Annotated in this window: 12 protein-coding genes; 5 read left to right on the forward strand and 7 right to left on the reverse strand. The window is 68.9% G+C overall.

Annotated elements, in window-relative coordinates; all coding sequences use genetic code 11:
* Position 1: 1 nt before the first annotated feature.
* The 6 genes from H7J86_RS10605 to H7J86_RS10630 form a co-directional block, all read right to left on the reverse strand.
* Complete coding sequence (locus H7J86_RS10605; protein ID WP_090358934.1) at positions 2-826, reverse strand: nucleoside-diphosphate kinase; 825 nt, start codon at positions 824-826, stop codon at positions 2-4.
* Positions 823-1,893, reverse strand: a complete 1,071-nt coding sequence (locus tag H7J86_RS10610) for an SDR family oxidoreductase (RefSeq protein WP_267290860.1) — start codon at positions 1,891-1,893, stop codon at positions 823-825. Before H7J86_RS10610 ends, H7J86_RS10605 begins: the two co-directional genes overlap by 4 nt.
* A complete protein-coding gene (locus H7J86_RS10615; RefSeq protein WP_090358930.1) occupies positions 1,890-2,135 on the reverse strand; it encodes an acyl carrier protein in 246 nt (81 codons plus the stop codon). The genes H7J86_RS10610 and H7J86_RS10615 overlap by 4 nt, the downstream gene beginning before the upstream one ends.
* The gene (locus H7J86_RS10620; RefSeq protein ID WP_267290862.1) at positions 2,132-5,323 is read right to left on the reverse strand and encodes an AMP-binding protein; all 3,192 of its coding nucleotides are present in this window, start codon (positions 5,321-5,323) and stop codon (positions 2,132-2,134) included. The genes H7J86_RS10615 and H7J86_RS10620 overlap by 4 nt, the downstream gene beginning before the upstream one ends.
* Positions 5,316-8,027, reverse strand: coding sequence for a phosphoenolpyruvate synthase (locus H7J86_RS10625; RefSeq protein ID WP_267290864.1), 2,712 nt, complete (start codon positions 8,025-8,027; stop codon positions 5,316-5,318). Before H7J86_RS10625 ends, H7J86_RS10620 begins: the two co-directional genes overlap by 8 nt.
* A 201-nt stretch (positions 8,028-8,228) precedes the next feature.
* Positions 8,229-8,666 (reverse strand): SRPBCC family protein, encoded by a 438-nt coding sequence (locus H7J86_RS10630; protein WP_372517252.1) that lies wholly within the window; start codon positions 8,664-8,666, stop codon positions 8,229-8,231.
* A 100-nt stretch (positions 8,667-8,766) separates the two neighbouring features.
* Here H7J86_RS10630 and H7J86_RS10635 point away from each other — a divergent pair, with 100 nt between their 5' ends.
* On the forward strand, positions 8,767-9,237 hold the full coding sequence (locus H7J86_RS10635; protein WP_267290866.1) for a DUF1707 domain-containing protein: 471 nt from the start codon (positions 8,767-8,769) through the stop codon (positions 9,235-9,237).
* On the opposite strand, the gene H7J86_RS10640 is transcribed toward H7J86_RS10635, so the two are convergent.
* On the reverse strand, positions 9,187-10,527 hold the full coding sequence (locus H7J86_RS10640; protein ID WP_267290868.1) for an FAD-dependent monooxygenase: 1,341 nt from the start codon (positions 10,525-10,527) through the stop codon (positions 9,187-9,189). The two genes, H7J86_RS10635 and H7J86_RS10640, sit on opposite strands and share 51 nt — an antisense overlap.
* A gap of 113 nt (positions 10,528-10,640) precedes the next feature.
* Here H7J86_RS10640 and H7J86_RS10645 point away from each other — a divergent pair, with 113 nt between their 5' ends.
* Genes H7J86_RS10645 through H7J86_RS10660 form a run of 4 tightly spaced genes read left to right on the forward strand, consistent with a single transcriptional unit; the run spans position 10,641 to position 16,105 of the window.
* Positions 10,641-13,520, forward strand: coding sequence for a Na+/H+ antiporter subunit A (locus H7J86_RS10645; RefSeq protein WP_267290870.1), 2,880 nt, complete (start codon positions 10,641-10,643; stop codon positions 13,518-13,520).
* Positions 13,517-13,984 carry a Na(+)/H(+) antiporter subunit C gene (locus tag H7J86_RS10650; RefSeq protein ID WP_090358921.1) on the forward strand — a complete coding sequence of 156 codons (468 nt, stop codon included), beginning with the start codon at positions 13,517-13,519 and terminating at the stop codon, positions 13,982-13,984. The genes H7J86_RS10645 and H7J86_RS10650 overlap by 4 nt, the downstream gene beginning before the upstream one ends.
* Positions 13,981-15,570, forward strand: a complete 1,590-nt coding sequence (locus H7J86_RS10655; protein WP_267290872.1) for a Na+/H+ antiporter subunit D — start codon at positions 13,981-13,983, stop codon at positions 15,568-15,570. The genes H7J86_RS10650 and H7J86_RS10655 overlap by 4 nt, the downstream gene beginning before the upstream one ends.
* A 13-nt stretch (positions 15,571-15,583) precedes the next feature.
* Positions 15,584-16,105 (forward strand): Na+/H+ antiporter subunit E, encoded by a 522-nt coding sequence (locus H7J86_RS10660; RefSeq protein ID WP_090358917.1) that lies wholly within the window; start codon positions 15,584-15,586, stop codon positions 16,103-16,105.
* Positions 16,106-16,149: the final 44 nt, after the last annotated feature.

Consider the following 16,149-nt stretch of genomic DNA (forward strand, 5'->3'; position numbering starts at 1 on the left):
TTCACCGTTCCGGTTGTGCCCTGTGCATGGGCAGATAGGCCGACTGAAGGACGATGCGATACCACGTGTCGAGCGGTATACGGTGGCGGTCCGCGGCCTCGATGGCCGCGATCCAGTGCCGGCCGGTCTCCGGCTGCGGCACGGCGCCCGATCCCTGGAGGCGGTTCCAGGTGTCCGCGTGCGCGGCGGCCAGGTCACCGCTGCGCCGCGGTACCCCGGATTCGATCTCGGCGGCGATCCGCAGCGCGTCCGCCGACGCGTCGTCTCCCAGCGCTGCTGCCGAGATGACATCGCCGAGAACGGCTTCGGAGAAGTAGATGCTCAGCTCACGCAGCACGTCATCCGGGTCATCCGGGGAGTGCACCTGGTTGAGCAGATAGGTGCCCGACGACAGGGCGTGCCGGAGCTGCCCGGGCACCCGCTGGTCCGGATCCGCGGGCCCCTTGTCCGCCGTCAGCCGCACCGACACCGGTCGATCCCGGTCGGGATGGGTGACGATGAGGACCAGGGACGGGGACAGCTGCGCCAGCTGATCGGCGAGCATGCGGCGTTCCGCGGTGGCCCGGTGCCAGTTGAAATACCACAGGGCGCGCAGGTGCAGCGGGGTCAGCGCCACCGGGTGGGCCCCGACGATGCCGTACCGGTGCTCCCTCAGCCAGGCCACCGCCCGACTCATTCCCCCGGTGACGGCGGCATCGGGTTTGAGCAGCAACACCGCCCGGTGGAAGGAGAATTCGTCCGCATCGATCCTGAGCCGGGCCAGGGCGTCCCGGGTCTGCACGAAGTAGGTGTCGGTCTCGTACCTACTGGTGACGACATCGGTCATATGCGACTCCCCTCTCGCTGCAATGCGGCCAGCACCTCGGCGACCGAGGGTTCGGGGCGGCCCAGATAGCCTGTGCGCACACAGGAATCGAGGATCCGCCGCAGATAGCCCGCGCCGGTCGCCGGCGCCGGGAGGCCGAGCCGGTCCCGGGTGTTGGTGCAGTCGAAGTCCAGGCGCCGGGACAGGTAGCTCGCGTACAGGCGCCCGACCTTCTGGTAGTAGCTCCGCTCGATATCGTCGAGATCGTCGGGGCGAAACGTGCTCGGTGGCACGAAATCCGCCACCCGGAACGACGGATACTCGGCCAGGACGTCCGATATCGCCCGCAAGGACAGCGGGGTCGCGCCGACGGCGTGGAAGGTTTGACCGACGTGGTCGGCGAACCGCGAGGCCGCCGCGGCGATGGTGTCGGCGACATGGCCGATCGGTGACAGCCCCAGGGTGGCACCGTAGTGCCCTGGCAGGGTGCGCAGTTTGCCCTCGACGATGAGTTTGAGCACCTGGTAGATGTGCTTGTGTTCGCGGCTGTGACCGGTGCGGTATTCGCCGGAGACGATGCCGGGGCGAACGATCGCCCAGCGCAGTCCGGAGTCGCGCACCAGGTGTTCGGCCCGGAACTTGCTGCGCTCGTAGTCGTTACCGAAGCGCTGGCCGATGTCGAGCTGGTCCTCGGCGAAGGTGCCGTCATACTCGCCGCACACGTACGCGGTGCTCACGTACAGGAAACCGCAGCCCCATGTGCGGGCCAGGGCCAGGGCGTGGGCGGTGCCGCCGACGTTCAATTCGGTGTACCGGTGTTCGGGCAGGCCGAAGTCGGTGACCGCGGCGCAGTGCACGATCAGGTCGACCTGACCGGCGAGGCGACGCACGGTGTCGGTGTCCAAGCCCAGACCGGCGGCCCGGACGTCACCGTGCACCACCTCGGCGGGACGCACCCGCCGGCCGTTGTTCGCGATGATCTCGGATCGGGAGTGCACCAGCGCGATCACGTGGGCACCCCGACCGACCAGCCGGGCCACCGCATCGGCACCCACGTGTCCGGCCGCGCCGGTGAACAGCACGTTCATGACGGATCCCGTTGATCGCGTACGAGTTCCACCAGATCGCCGACCGTCGTGATCCCGGCCAGCTTGTCCTGGCTCAGCGGCGCCAGGGCGAAGGCCCGCTCCACCGCGATGGACAGTTCGAGCAGTCGCAGCGAGCTGTACCCGAGATCGGCGACCAGGGCGCTGTCCAGGTGGGGTCGGGCGGTGCCGTCCGGCGCCATGGCCGCGACCAGGGTGAGCACCTCACGCGTGAGGGTGGTCATGCCTGCCCCCGCACCGAGGGTTGGGCACCGCCGGTGGACAGCAGGTCCCTGGCCTCGTCCAGTTCCACGTACGCGTCCAGGTATCCGCCCATCCGCAGCCATTGGTAGCCGTATCTGAGGGTCTCCTGCCACTGCTCGCGTGAGGCGAACGACGACGGGAACATCTGGCCGCCGGTCACCGTCTGGACGTCCGCGACGAACCGGTCCAGATCGGCTTGAACGCGTAACGCCTCGTCGTGGTCGCCGATGGTCAGCCCGGCGAGCCGGCGTGCCTGGCGGGCCAACTCGGGGTACTCCGGGACCAGCGTGTCCAGATCGTGGAGCAGCACCTGGTCACCGGGCAGCGGCGTGACCCCCCATGCGCTGGCCAGGATCCGCACGGCCATGGTGGCGATGCGGCGCCCGCACAGGGTGCTCACCTGCCACTGTCCGTCCTTGACCGAGCCGTCGAAATCCTCGCGGGCGTTCTCCACCACCATGTTGGCCAGGATCAGCGCGCTCGCCGCTTCGGCGAAAGCCTTTGCCGGCAGCGGTGACCGCGCGATCGCCCCGTCGGAGGGCGCGCCCTCGATGGTGAGTACGGGCCGTGCGCGCGATGGTGGCGGTGTCAGCGGACGCACCGGATCACACATCGTGGCAACGGGTTTGATGATTCCCGCGCCTCGCCAGGCCAGCGCGATCAGCCCGTACCGGGCGAACAACCGCAGGTGCGCGGCCTCGGCTCGGGTCTGTGCGAGCGTCTGCTCGAACACCACGTGCCGCCAGGATTCGGCGCATTCGGGTGACAGCACGAACAGGTCGGACTTGCCGCGGACCACGTGGGTGGTGGATCGGATCGGCCAGGTGGTCACGCCGGGGACCCTCTTCAGGGTCACGTTGCGCGGGTCCAGGGTGAGGGTGGGCGCGCCCAGCCGGGTGGCGAGCGCCAGTACGCCCGCGACGGTCGGGGCACTGTCCAGCCTGCGGTACTCCTCCAGCAGTTCGGTGGCCACACCGGACCGGTGTAGCCGATCCATCTGCAGCGGTAGCCATTTCACCTCGACGTAGCCTTCGCCGTGCGCGGCCAGGAACGCCTTCATGGTCTGGGTCAGCCCTTCCCGGGCCCAGCTGACGGCCTCGGGCTCCTGCCCCAGCAGGGCCAGTGCGGCGGACTGGCGCAGGCACTGGTCGGCCCGCCGCTGCCACCACCGCGCCAGCAGGCCGGTGAGTTCCGGGTAGGACACGATATCGCGCAGCTCACCGTAGCCCGGTCCGATGCGCAGCACGGTGCCCCGCAGGAACCGTTGCACCCGGTTGAGGGTGTCCTCGGTGACCGCACTGCTCCCCCGGTCCACCGCGTCGCGCACCCGTTGCAGGCGGGTGCGCACCTGCGCGTGTGACTGGGTGCGGATCTCGACGCGGTGCCCATCGATGAACAGCACCGTCGGCATGACGGCCTCGGCTCCGGCCCCGGGCACCAGCAGCAGCAGGTCGATATCGGACCCGTCGTTGCCGAAGCCTTCGGCCAGCGAGCCCTCGAAATGCACGGTGGCGTCCTCGGGAATCACCGCGAGCCGGCGTGCTTCGGCGAACAGTGCGCGCACCGTGTCCAGCAGGCCCGAACTGGGGACCGACAACAGCTCGGCCCCGACAAGACGCCCCGAACGCCACTGCTCCCACATGTGCGCGCGGCGTGGCTTGCCGCTGGAGGTGCGGGCCAGCCCACCGCGGGGCACCCCGATGAACCACAGCGGATTGTCCTCGCCGACGTGGGCGACCAGCGCGGTGCGCAGTTCGGACAGCGGTGTCTTGCAGGGCTGTTCGATGAACAGCGCGACGCCCGGCCGGTTGCCTTCGTTGACCGCCACCGCCATCACCTTCGCGGCGACGTCGAGGTCCTCGGCGAAGACGGTGCGGCCGTTGACCTTCAGGCTCGTCCCCATCCGGCCGAGGACATAAAGTCGCCCGTCGAGCAGGAATCCGGCGTCACCGGTGTGCAGTGCACCGCCGGCCAGGCGGGTCGCACCGTCCGGGTCACCGCGGTAGCCGCCGAACACCGAGTCCCCGGACACCACGATCTCGCCGAGCACGCCGTCGGCCGCCGCACCGTCGATACGCACCTGATGCCCGGGCATCGGCACACCCACCGATACGACCCCCGTCGCCGCGCCCGGCACGAAGGTCACCGGTCGGCCGTGGCGCAGTGCGGCCTTGTCGATGCCGACCACCTGCAGGGGGTCACCCATCGGATGTGCGGTGGCGATCAGGGTGGCCTCGGCCAGCCCGTAGGACGGCAGGAATGCGGTCGGTGAGAAGCCCTGCCGGGCGGTCAGTTCGGTGAACGCCCGAAGGTGGTCGGGGTTGATCGGCTCGGCGCCGACCACGATGGTGCGCAGCCGGGACAGGTCGATGCCCTCGATATCAGCCGGTGTCAACCGCCGCGCGGTGTAGGCCAGCCCGAACGGCGGGGCGACGGTGTGCCGGGTGTCGGCGGCGGCGCGCAGCCAGCGGGCCGGATCGCGGACGAACTGATCGGGGCGCATCAGGTACAGCCCGCGCTGCCGGGTGACGGTCTGGAAGACGGCGCCGATCAAGCCCATGTCGTGATAGAGCGGCAGCCAGGACGCGGTGGCATCCGCCGGGGTCAGGTGGCAGGCCGCATCGATGGCGTCCAGGTTGACCGCCAGGTTGCGCCAGCTGATCCGGGCCCCACGCGGACGGCCGGTCGACCCGGATGTCATCTGCAGCAGCACATCCGGCCCGGGTTCGCCCAGATCGTGTAGCGGTTCTGCGGCCGGCACCTCGTCGAGCACCAGCTGTGCCCGGCCACCCGCGGCGGTGACCAGCCCGGCCAAGGCGGACGTGGTGATCACGACGCGGGCCTGTGCGCCGTCGAGCACACCCCCGAGGTGGCGCAGGTACTGCTCGGGGTCGTGGAACAGCGGCGGGGCGATCGGTGTCAGGGTCGCGCCGGCCGCCGGTACCGCGAACATCGCCGCCAGGCACAGATGCGAGGTCGGCATCAGGACACCCACCGCGTCGCCCGCCCCGATACCCCGGTCGGTGAGCAGCCGGGCGATCCGCAGCACCTGGTCGGCCAGCGCCACATACGGCACGAAATCCCAGCCGCCGTCGTCGCCGGCCAGATGGATCCCGGTGTCGGCGGCGGGTGCACTCAGCCAGCCGCGGATGCTTTCGACGTCACGCATCGGGTTGTTCCTCGAGAAGGGTGACGGTACCCGTCCCGCCGTCGACATGGATCGTCATGCCGGTCCGCACGGCGTCGGTCAGGCCGCCGATCTGCACGACGGTGGGCACGCCGAGTTCGCGGGCGATGATCGCCACGTGGGTCAGCGGGGAGGCACGTTCGATGAGCAGGGCCGAGGCGAACGGCAGAGCGGCCACCCAGCCCGGATCGGTGCGGTAGGCCACCAGGATGCCGCTGGAGAAGTCCTCCGGCCGTTGCACCACCACGGCACGTCCGGTGACCGCTCCGGGGCAGGACGGCGTTCCGGTCAGCACCGTCCCGGCGGGCGCCTCGGCTGCGGCGCCGGCACGACTCCAGCCGGCTGCGGTCAATTCCGTTGCGGTATAGGAGGATCCGATGGTGGTGAACCGTGGGGGCGCCTTCAACTCGTGGTAGTACCGTTGCAGGGTCCGGCGGCGGGTGACGGCAGCACGGGCCTCGGCGCGGCCTGTCGACCCGTCGTAGAGGCCGAACAGTTCATCACGGGTGAGCAGGTACATCTCGGCCGCGTCATCGATGAGCTCGCGCCGCTGCAGATCCCGCGCCATCACCGCGACAAGGGATTTCAAGATCCCGAAACCCTGCGTGCGGGCGAATCGGAGGTGCTCGCGGTGGGTTGCCGCGCGCTGGATCTTGGCGCGTAACGCATCGTAGATCGTCCGGCGTAAGCCGTGCAGGTGCGCGTCGAGATAGGCCTGCGCGGAGTCGTTCGGGCGAGCGGCGTCCTCCGGTGCGGCCATCCGCAGCATGTGGAAGATGCCCGACGGGTCCTGCCGCAGATCGGGCGCCTCGAGCTTGAGTTCGTCGAGGCAGCGGTAGCCGAACCGGTCGATATAGTCGTCGACCTTGCGGCGCAGTTCCTGCCAGCTGCGGCCGCCGTCCTCGGCGTACTCCACCAGTTGCGGGTACGCGGTCGCCGGATCCGCCGAGTCGATGAAGGCCCACAGCTCCGGGCTGCTGCGCGCGAATGCGGCGATATCGGTCAGGGCCCGCGCGGGCTCGAGGGACACCGCCCCGGAGCCGGGGTTGACTATCGCGAAGCCGAACCATTCGGGTGCGTGCGGCAGGAAGGCCTTCGTCATCGCGGCGAGCACGCCCACCGAGGTCAGCAGGACGGCGTCGAGCACCATCATCGGCCCCCAGATCCGGGCCACCTCGGCGTGGATCTGGCGGAACTTCCGGTACGCCTGCGGGCCGTCCAGCGTGGAGACGTCGGACAGGCCGTGGCGTTCGACGAACTCCTCGAACGCGGCGTCGAAATCCTGCACCAGCGCATCGATGCCGCGGAACCGGCGCGCGTAGGTCAGGGTGCTGCGGGACCGGTGAAACGCCTTCAGCACGGGGCCGGCGTAGGTGAACGGCTTGAGTTGTCGCGCCGTCGTGTTGTCCAGGGGTTCGCCGACACCGAGCGCGACTTCGAGCACCCGGCGGTTGAGCGGATAGCCGGGGGCGATGCCGACCATGCGGTACCAGTGCAGCAGGTTGTAGTAGACATGGCCGTTGAACTGACCGAGCATGACCGGCAGCCACGCTTCCATCTGGTCCAGTTGTGCGGGAGCCACTTTCAGGCTGCGCGCATACTCTCGGTAGACGTCGGTGTACAGGGCACGGGCCGTGGTGAAGGTCAGTGGCGAGGTCACGCCGGCGAAACTCTCGATGATGTTCGAGTTGTCCCAGATGCGCAGCGCGTCGGGCGCCACGGCTTCACCGAAATGTTCTGCCTCGAAACCCGATTCGTCTTCCAGGGTGGTGATGGGGCGCGTCTGCAGTAGCCAGATCTGCGCGTCGTCGGTGTACGCCCACTCGATGTCCTGCGGCGCCCCGAAGTGCCGCTCCAGCCGCGCGCCCAGCTCTGCGAGGCCCGAGCGCAGGTCGGCGCCGATACTGCACACCTGCTGTCGGGGTCCGGGCACCTCGGCGGTGCGGACACCGCCCTGGTCCCCGGCGACGATCATCTGCCCTTTGGCGCCGACCGTCTCTTCGATGACGGCCCCGCCGTGTTTGGCCACAACGACGGAGTCCGCATCGACGGCACCCGATACCAGTCCCTCACCGAGCCCGAGCACGGCGTTGATGACGATCCTGTCCCGTGCACCGGTGACCGGGTCGGCCGTGAACATCACGCCGCTGCTCACCGGTTGAATCAGCTGCTGCACGATGACGGCGACGGCGACGTCGCCGAAATCCAGCCCGCGTATCTGCCGGTACCGCGTGGCGCGCGGCGAGAACGTCGATGCCCAGCAACGGCGTACCGCGTCCTCGACCGCCTCGATTCCCGCAATGTTGAGAAATGTGTCCAATAATCCAGCAAAGGAATTCGCGGCGCCGTCCTCATGTTTTGCCGAGGACCGGATCGCGACATTGCCGTCGCCCACATATTCCAGGGCGGCCGAAATCGCCTCCCTGACCTGCTGCGGAATCAGCAATTCTTGGAGCGCCGCCTCGGCGTATGCGGCCTCGGCCAGTCGCTCCGATAACGTCATCTGGGTATCACTCACCTGTACATCGGCGGCGGCCAGGGCGATATCGAACGCTTCGGTTCCCAACACGGCCCAGCGCGGGACGGGAAAGCCGGCATTGGTGAGCTCAAAGAGGTTGTGCGCCTTGCCGCCCACCCGTGCGCGCAGATCACCGCGCGGCGCCTGGTCGGTGATGAGAAATGTCATCGGAGCCCTCGTGAGACGGTAGGGGAATCGGTCGGCACAACAAGTCAATCGCGAACAGAGCGAACACGATCAGACTTGGCGAAATCTTGGAGAACCAATTCGATTTCACCGAATGACTACCGTCGTCGTTCCCCTCGTTTTGATTGCAGTACAGACTGCTCGACAAGCGCCGATGAGGAACGCGTAGTGGACTACCTGAATTCAGCTTTCGCTGAGCGCGGCCAATCGGTCGATCGACGCCATGAGTTTGTCGGCCGTGGTGGCCTGCGCCCGCGCCATCCGTTTCTCGTCGGTCAGGCGGGTCCAGTCGTAGGTGTGTGTGACGCGGGTCGTCCGCTCGTCGACCGGCTCGAGCTCCCAGCGCCACAGGTGCCCGGGCGCGGGCTCGCCTTCCGGAGCGGGCTGCCAGGCGATGAGTCGGCCCTCGGCGAACTCCACGACGTGGTTCTCCCGGACCGGACCCTGGATGAGGCGCATACGGAACACGTCGCCGACGGCATGCACCCGCTGACCGGCGGGAGCTTCGGCGAGGTTGTCGTTGCCATCCCAGCGCGGCTGCTGAGCGGGGTCGGCGATCAACTCGAAAATCGTGTCGGCGGGGGCGTCGATGGTCCGGCTGACCGAGACAATGGTGCTCACGCCGAAGAGCTTACGGATGGTCGCCGCACCCACATCTTGACGGTGCCAAGTTCGGGGTGCGATAGTGAACTAGTCACTGACTAGATTCGGGAGGGGCGCCATGGCCACCTTGGTAGGAGATCGGGAACGGGAACGCACCGCCGGCGACCTGGGTCTGGCGTTGACGCAGGGCTACCTGCAGCTCACCGAATACGAGGAACGGCTGAACCGGGCCTTCGCCGCCCACACCACCGACGAGTTGTGCGCACTGACCGCCGACCTGCCGACGTCCCGGTTACGCCGCCACGATCCGCGCCGCCGGGCCGCCCAGCGGCGGGCCGCCCGGCTGGGTGTGCAGATCCACCTCGGCGCCTACCTCGCCGGGTCCGTCCTCATGCTCGCGACGTGGCTGATCGTCGGGCTGACCGCGGACCAGTGGTACTTCTGGCCGGTGTGGCCGATCCTCGGCTGGGGCATCGGCGTCGCCTCGCACATCGTGCCCGTCACGGTCCGCGCGTCGAATTCGCCGGCCTTCTCGACGTCAGCGATCGATCCAGGCATGCCAGTGCTCGACCGCCCCCGCCAGCTCTGACCTCTCACCCGCCCACGCGGCGTAGCCGTCGGGACGGACCAGCACCGCCGCGGGTAGCCCGGGACGGTCCTCGACCACCGCGAACCCGCCGTCCCGTAAGTCCACATCGGGCACGCGCCGGCCCACCAGCTGATGATCCGAACGCTCCCGTGGATACGCGATACCGATACCGCTGAGCCGCCCGGTCAGGAACCGCCGGCTGCGCGGAATCCGGATCGCCGTCGCGACGGCCAGCGCCCGGATCCGCCGCGTCGCCCACGAGCCGAGCACCAGCTGGTTGAACGCATCGGTGAGTTGGAGCACCTGAGCGCCGACCGGATGACGTTCCTTCTCGTAGCTGTCGAGTAACCATGCCGGCGCCTGCCCGCGGACCGCGGCGGCCAGCTTCCAGCCCAGGTTGACCGCGTCACCGAGGCCGGTGTTCATCCCCTGACCGCCCAGCGGGGAATGCACGTGAGCGGCATCCCCGGCGAGAAATACCCGGCCGGACCGGTACTGCCGCGCCTGGCGGCGCTCGCTGAGGAACCGCGAGCTCCAGCGCATCTCACCCATCCCGAAGTCATGACCGGCGATCCGGTCGAAGGCGCCGCGCATCTCCTGCAGGGTCACCGGTTCGGACAACGGCGCCTGCTCCCGCAGCCGGTCCCAGACGATGGCCCGGAACCAGCCGTCACCGAACGGGACGAACAGCTCCACACCCTGGGGGCCGGTGGCGGCGAACAGCGTCTCGCCCGGCGGCGCCGCGAGCCGGACATCGGCCAGCAGGATATGCGTCTGGTACTGCTTGCCGACGAAGTCGATACCGGCCAGCCGGCGTACCGTGCTGTGCGCCCCGTCGCAGCCCACCACGTAGTCGGCCGCGACGGTCTCGCCGCCCGCCAACTCGACCGTCACCTCACCCGGGTGTTGCGCCAGGCCCACCACCTCGGCCCCGCGGCGCACCGTGACGCCGAGTTCGCCGGCACGGGTCTCCAGCAGGTGCTCGGTCCCGCTCTGCGGCACGATCAGCACCATCCCGAACCGGGTGGGCAGGTCCCGCAGATCCAGGGTCGCCCCGCCCGGCGGGGTCAGCTCGTACACCGGCAAACCCTCGGGCAGCAGCCGGTCGGCGAGGCCGCGCGCGTCGAGCAGTTCGAGGGTGCGGGCGTGCACGGCGAAGGCGCGGGTGACGTTCGGCGTCGAGGTGCGTTCCTCCACGAGTTGCACGGGTACCCCGCCCAGCGCCAGCTCGCAGGCCAGCATCAAGCCGGTCGGGCCAGCGCCGACCACCACAACCCCGTTACTTGCCAAGGACTTTCGCTCCTTCGCTGCTCGGGCCGATGTTAGCCATCGCGACCCACGTAGAATGCGTGTTAAGACAAAGTCATAGAGGGACACCCCGACCCCAACCCGATCGGAGTGCCATGCTCACCGTCCTGCTCGCCCACGCGGTCGCGACCGCGCTGGCGCCACTTCTGGTGGCCAGGTGGGGCCGAGCGGCGTTCTATGCACTGGCACTCGTCCCGCTCGGCTCGCTGATCTGGGTGGCACAGAACTGGCCGAGCGCCGACCGGGTGCCCACCCTGGACATCCCGTGGGTTCCCGAACTCTCGATGGACATCACGCTGCGCTTCGATTCGCTGGCCGCGATCATGAGCGTCCTCGTCCTGGGTATCGGCGCGCTCGTGCTGTTCTACTGCGCCGGATACTTCCAGCATCACGACGGGCACACCGAGAAGCGGCTGCCCAGTTTCGCCGCCGAACTCGTGGCCTTCTCCGGCGCCATGTTCGGGCTGGTCGCCAGCGACAACATGCTGGTGCTCTACATCTTCTGGGAAACCACCACCGTGCTGTCCTTCCTGCTGGTCGGCCACTACGCGGAGCGCGCCACCAGCCGCCGCGCCGCCACCCAGGCGCTGCTGGTGACGACCCTGGGCGGGCTGGCGATGCTGGTGGGCATCATCGTGCTCGGCCAGCTGGCCGGTACCTATCTGCTCTCCGAGCTGATCGCGGCGCCGCCCACCGGGACCGCGGCCTCGATCGCCATCGTGCTGATCCTCGTCGGCGCGCTGTCCAAGTCCGCAATCGTGCCCCTGCACTTCTGGCTGCCCGGCGCCATGGCCGCGCCCACACCCGTCAGCGCCTATCTGCACGCCGCGGCGATGGTCAAGGCGGGTGTCTATCTGGTGGCGCGGCTGACCCCGGGTTTCGCCGACAACCCGCTGTGGCGGCCCATGGTGGTCGGCCTCGGCCTGCTGACCATGCTGATGGCCGGCTGGCGCGCGGTCCGCGAATACGACCTCAAGCTGATTCTGGCCTTCGGCACCGTCAGCCAGTTGGGCCTCATCACGGTCATGGTCGGGGCGGGCGGGCCGGACATGATGCTGGCCGGACTGGCCATGTTGTGTGCGCACGCCATGTTCAAGGCCGCGCTGTTCATGGTGGTCGGCGTCATCGACCACGCCACCGGTACCCGCGACATCCGCAAGTTGGCGGGGCTCGGCCGGAAGTACCCACCGCTGTTCGTCATCGCCGTGGGGGCCACCGCGAGCATGGCCGCGCTGCCGCCGTTCTTCGGTTTCGTCGCCAAGGAGGCGGACCTGGAGACCGTCTTGCACAGCGCCTCGCTGGGCTCGGCCGCGCCGTTCGTGTTGGCCGGCATCGTGATCGGGTCGGTGTTCACCACCGTCTACAGCCTGCGGTTCCTGTGGGGCGCGTTCGCGGCCAAGGGTTCGGGAAAGGGTGCGGTCACCCCCAGTGTGCGGGTCGCCGAGATGCACCGGCCGTCACCGAGCTTCCTGGCCTCCCCCGCCATCCTGGCCGCGGCGGGCCTGGTGTTCGGCCTGTTCCCGGGCACCCTCGACGACAAACTCGACGACTACTCCGAGACGATTCCCGGCGAATCCGACTACTACCTGGCGCTGTGGCACGGTCTGGGCCTGCCGCTGCTGTTGTCGGCCCTGGTCCTGGCCGCCGGCGCCGCGCTGTTCTTCGGGCGCAACCGGCTGCCCCGCGCCCGGGGCGCCTACCTGCCACTCGGTAATGCCGACCGGATCTACGACGCGGTGATGCGCGGACTCGACATCGTGGCCGTCCGGTTGACCGGCCAGACCCAGCGCGGTTCCATCCCGGCCACCCAGGCCGTCATCCTGTGCACGCTGGTCGTGCTTCCCGTCGGCGCCCTGCTGTCCGGTGCCAGGGACCGGCCCGAACTGCGGTTGTGGGATTCCCCGCTGCAGGTGGTGGTGGGTCTGCTGATGCTGGCGGCGGCCGTCGGCGCGACCGTCATGCGCAATCGGCTGGCGGCCGTCCTGCTGGTCGGGGTGACGGGGTACGGCTGCGGCGTGATCTTCGCCTTCCACGGCGCACCCGACCTGGCGCTGACGCAGTTCCTGGTGGAAACGCTGGTGCTGGTGATCTTCGTGCTCGTGTTACGCACCTTGCCCGCCGAGGCGAACAGCTCCAACATCAAGCGCAACCGGCTTCCGCGCGCCGCCCTGGCGCTGACGGTCGGCGCGTCCGTCACGGGGCTCGCGGTGTTCGCGATGGCGGCCCGGCGCACCACGCCGATCGCCACCCTGCTGCCCGACGCCGCGTACTACCGCGGGCACGGCGCCAACACCGTCAACGTCCTCCTCGTCGACATCCGGGCCTGGGACACCATGGGCGAGATCTCGGTGCTGCTGGTCGCCGCGACGGGTGTGGCATCACTGGTGTTCCGGCACCGGCGTTTCGGGGCCGCGCCGCGGGTGCCGCAGGCCGGCGGGAGCGCGGCCGGCCAGCCCGATATCGGCCCGGTCACCGCCTACAGTCCCGCCGTCGGCGATATCACCTGGTTGCGCGGCAGCGATCTGCGCGATCCCAAGCACCGCTCGCTGGTGCTCGAGGTGGCCACCCGCCTCATCTTCCCGCTCATCATGGTGCTGTCGGCGTACTTCTTCTTCGCCGGGCACAACACCCCCGGCGGCGGTTTCGCCGGCGGGTTGACCGCCGGGCTGGCGCTGGTACTGCGCTATCTGGCCGGGGGCCGCTACGAACTCGGTGAGACCCTGCCCCTGGACGCCGGCAAGATTCTGGGTACCGGCCTCGCGCTCTCGGCGGGCACCGCGGTCACCTCCCTGTTCCTCGGCGCACCCGTGCTGTCCTCGGCGGTGGTCCATCTCGACATCCCGGTGCTGGGCCCGGTCAAGCTGGTGACGGCACTGTTCTTCGACCTGGGGGTCTACCTGATCGTGGTGGGCCTTGTGCTCGATATCCTGCGCAGCCTGGGTGCCCGCGTCGACGTGGAGATGGCCCGGACATGAATCCCCTCGTCGTGCACGTCGCCCCCCTTGTCATGATCGGCGGACTCACCAGCGCCGGTGTCTATCTGCTGCTCGAACGCAACCTGACCCGAATGCTGTTGGGGCTGCTGCTGATCGGCAACGCGGTCAATCTGCTCATCCTCACCGTCGGCGGCGACGCCGGTAACCCGCCGATCCGCGGACGCACCAGCGACGGGCACACCACCACCGCAGATCCCTTGGCCCAGGGCATGATCCTGACCGCCATCGTCATCAGCATGGGCATCGCGGCGTTCGTCCTGGCGCTGGCGTATCGGTCGTATCAGTTGACCACCGCCGAAGATGTGGAGACCGATCCCGAAACCGCACGGGTCGCCGAGGGTACCGAGATGGATGCCGACGACATCCCCGATGTGGTGCCGTCCCGCGACACCGACGCGGCCGACGAGCTCGACGCCCTGCCGGGTGCGGAGGGGTCACGATGACCCTCTCCCAGGTCCTGACCCCACTGCCGGTCTTGATTCCCACGATCGCCGCGGCGGTGACGCTGTTCGCCGGCCGCACCCCGCGGCTGCAGCAGTTGGTGGCCCTGGCGTCGCTGACCTCCGTGGTCACGGTATGTGCGACGCTGCTGTACCTCGTGGACCGCGACGGCACCACCGCCGTGCAGGTCGGCGGCTGGGGCCAGAGCCAACCGGGGATGGGTCCACTGGGCATCACCTTGGTGGCCGACCGGTTGTCGACGCTGATGCTGGTGGTTTCGTCGATCGTGTTGCTGGCGGTCGTCTTCTACGCCATCGGGCAGGGTATCCGCGACGGCAACGACCGTCAGCCGGTGTCGATCTTCTTGCCCACCTATCTGATCCTGTCGGCCGGTGTGTGCACGGCATTCCTGGCCGGCGACCTGTTCAACCTGTTCGTCGGGTTCGAGGTGCTGCTGTCGGCGAGCTTCGTGCTGCTGACCATCGGCGGCAGTGCCGATCGGGTGCGCGCCGGCATCGCCTACGTGATGGTGTCGATGGTGTCGTCGCTGGTGTTCCTGATCGGCCTGGCCATGGTGTACGCCGCGGCCGGCACCCTGAACATGGCCGAGCTCGCGGTCCGGCTGGAGCATGTGCCGGCCGGTACCCGCACCGCGTTGTTCGCGGTGCTGCTGGTGGCCTTCGGGATCAAGGCGGCGGTGTTCCCGCTGTCGGCGTGGCTGCCCGAGTCCTATCCGACCGCGCCGGCCCCGGTGACTGCGGTGTTCGCCGGCCTGCTCACCAAAGTCGGTGTGTACGCCATCATCCGGGCGCATTCACTGCTCTTCCCCGGTGGCGCTCTGGACAATGTGCTGCTGGTGGCTGCGCTGCTGACCATGGTGGTCGGCATCCTCGGCGCGCTGGCCCAGAACGACATCAAACGACTGCTGTCCTTCACCCTGGTCAGCCATATCGGCTACATGGTGTTCGGGATCGCGCTGTCCAACCAACTCGGGATGTCCGGCGCCATCTACTACGTGGCGCACCACATCGTCGTGCAGACCACGCTGTTCCTGGTGGTCGGACTGATCGAGCGCCAAGCCGGGGCGTCGACCCTGCAGCGCCTCGGCGGCCTGGCCGCGGCGAGCCCGGTGCTGGCCTTCGTCTTCGTCATCCCGGCGCTGAATCTCGGCGGTATCCCGCCCTTTTCCGGCTTCATCGGCAAGGTGGCGCTGCTGGAGGCCGGCGGAGCTGCGGGTTCCGTTCTGGCCTGGGTGCTGGTCGCCGGCAGCGTGGTCACCAGCCTGCTGACGCTGTACGCCGTGGCGCGGGTGTGGACCAAGGCGTTCTGGCGGGCGCGCGCCGACGCCCCCGAGGGCTACCTGGCCGCGGCGGTACCGGTCGCCCTGATCGACGATGCCGACGATATCGACTTCGCCGACCGTGACGATGTCGGCCGGATGCCGGTGGGGATGTTGATTCCCACCGGTGCGCTGATCGTCGTCGGCCTGGTGCTCACGGTCGCGGCCGGGCCGATCTTCGCCTACAGCGAGCGGGCGGCGGCGCAGGTGCTCGACCGCAGCCAGTACATCGCCGCGGTGCTGAAGTGAGGGCGGTGCTGACGTGAGAAGGTGGACTCTTCGCGGCTGGACGCTGCTCTGGCTGGCGTTGGTGTGGATTCTGTTGTGGGGCACGGTGTCCGTGGCCAACATCCTCAGCGGTCTGGCGATCGCCTTGCTGATCACCGTGCTGCTGCCCCTGCCCGCGGTGCCCGTCGAGGGGCGGCTGCGCCCGTGGTCGTTCGTGGTGTTGGCGGCCTACGTAAGCTGGTCGCTGGTGGTGTCCTCCACACAGGTGGCGTGGCTCGCGGTCAAACCGGGCCCACTTCCGCCGACCGCGGTGCTGCGGGCGCATCTGAACATCAAGTCCGATCTCGTGCTCGCCCTGGCGGTCAACGTGATCAACCTGATCCCGGGGTCGATCGTGCTGGAGATCGACCAGACCCGCCGGCTGATCTATGTGCACGTGATCGACGTCGGCTCACAGCGCGCCGTGGACCGGTTCTACCGCCAGACCGCCACGGTGGAACGGTTGATGGTGGCGGCGTTCGAGCGCGACGCCGATTGGCAGGGGGTGCGCGCATGATCGTCCAGCGAGAAGCGAAGCGGGATCGCGCATGATCGTCCAGC

Origin of the sequence: Mycobacterium hackensackense (assembly GCF_025822555.1) — a bacterium.
Lineage (GTDB): Bacteria > Actinomycetota > Actinomycetes > Mycobacteriales > Mycobacteriaceae > Mycobacterium > Mycobacterium fluoranthenivorans.

Excerpts from the sequence above, each read along its gene's own strand:
- H7J86_RS10605 (WP_090358934.1), bottom strand. The coding sequence starts at position 826 with ATGACCGATGTCGTCACCAGTAGGTACGAGACCGACACCTACTTCGTG.
- H7J86_RS10610 (WP_267290860.1), bottom strand. The coding sequence starts at position 1,893 with ATGAACGTGCTGTTCACCGGCGCGGCCGGACACGTGGGTGCCGATGCG.
- H7J86_RS10615 (WP_090358930.1), bottom strand. The coding sequence starts at position 2,135 with ATGACCACCCTCACGCGTGAGGTGCTCACCCTGGTCGCGGCCATGGCG.
- H7J86_RS10620 (WP_267290862.1), bottom strand. The coding sequence starts at position 5,323 with ATGCGTGACGTCGAAAGCATCCGCGGCTGGCTGAGTGCACCCGCCGCC.
- H7J86_RS10625 (WP_267290864.1), bottom strand. The coding sequence starts at position 8,027 with ATGACATTTCTCATCACCGACCAGGCGCCGCGCGGTGATCTGCGCGCA.
- H7J86_RS10635 (WP_267290866.1), top strand. The coding sequence starts at position 8,767 with ATGGCCACCTTGGTAGGAGATCGGGAACGGGAACGCACCGCCGGCGAC.
- H7J86_RS10645 (WP_267290870.1), top strand. The coding sequence starts at position 10,641 with ATGCTCACCGTCCTGCTCGCCCACGCGGTCGCGACCGCGCTGGCGCCA.
- H7J86_RS10650 (WP_090358921.1), top strand. The coding sequence starts at position 13,517 with ATGAATCCCCTCGTCGTGCACGTCGCCCCCCTTGTCATGATCGGCGGA.
- H7J86_RS10655 (WP_267290872.1), top strand. The coding sequence starts at position 13,981 with ATGACCCTCTCCCAGGTCCTGACCCCACTGCCGGTCTTGATTCCCACG.